This is a genomic window from Kineococcus indalonis (genome assembly GCF_009906395.1).
Classification (GTDB): Bacteria; Actinomycetota; Actinomycetes; order Actinomycetales; family Kineococcaceae; genus Kineococcus; species Kineococcus indalonis.
In genome coordinates, this window is sequence record NZ_JAAALM010000967.1 from 1 (window position 1) to 621 (window position 621).

The window sequence follows — 621 nt, forward strand, 5'->3', positions numbered from 1 at the left end:
CCGGTGCGCCGCTGCGCGGCACACACGCCAGCAACGTTGTGGTGCAGGAGGTAACGCGAGCTAGAAGGAAACTGCTCGCTGCGCTCGCAGTTTCAGGTTCCACTGCGCGCTGCGCGCACAGTGGAACTGGGCTACCTCGCTGGTCGAGGCTGCAGTTCCTGCCTCGACCAGAACAGGGGCTCTGCACGCCACTGAAGAGACTGGGGCCCGATCACGAGTCCACAGACCCGTGACTGCCGGTCCAGTCCACGTCCCTGAGGTCACCGAACACTGGCGACGACGAAGTCGATGAACCGCATCCGTGCGTGCTGACACCTTCGATAGCGTCCACCCCGAAGCCAACCATGGCTCCACAGGCACAGCAGGAGGACACCGAAATGAGCACGTGGGCGCGCCGCGGCGCCGCCGCAGCACTGGCTGCCATCAGCGTAGGAGCACTGGCGGCACAGCCGGCGTGGGCGCACCACGGCTACGACGTGGACTGCACCGACTTCACCTACCAGCAGGACGCCCAAGCCTGGATGGACGCCCATCCCGGCGACCCGGACGGCCTGGACGGCGCCCCCCAGGATGGCATCGCCTGCGAGAGTCTGCCCCAAGGCACCCCGGTTCCCCCCATCC

The 621-nt window shown here is 67.3% G+C and carries 1 pseudogene; it reads left to right on the forward strand.

Features of this window, described 5'->3' with window-relative positions:
- Positions 1 to 377: 377 nt before the first annotated feature.
- Positions 378 to 621 (forward strand): annotated as a pseudogene (locus tag GTR00_RS23200) (excalibur calcium-binding protein); the annotation flags it as partial.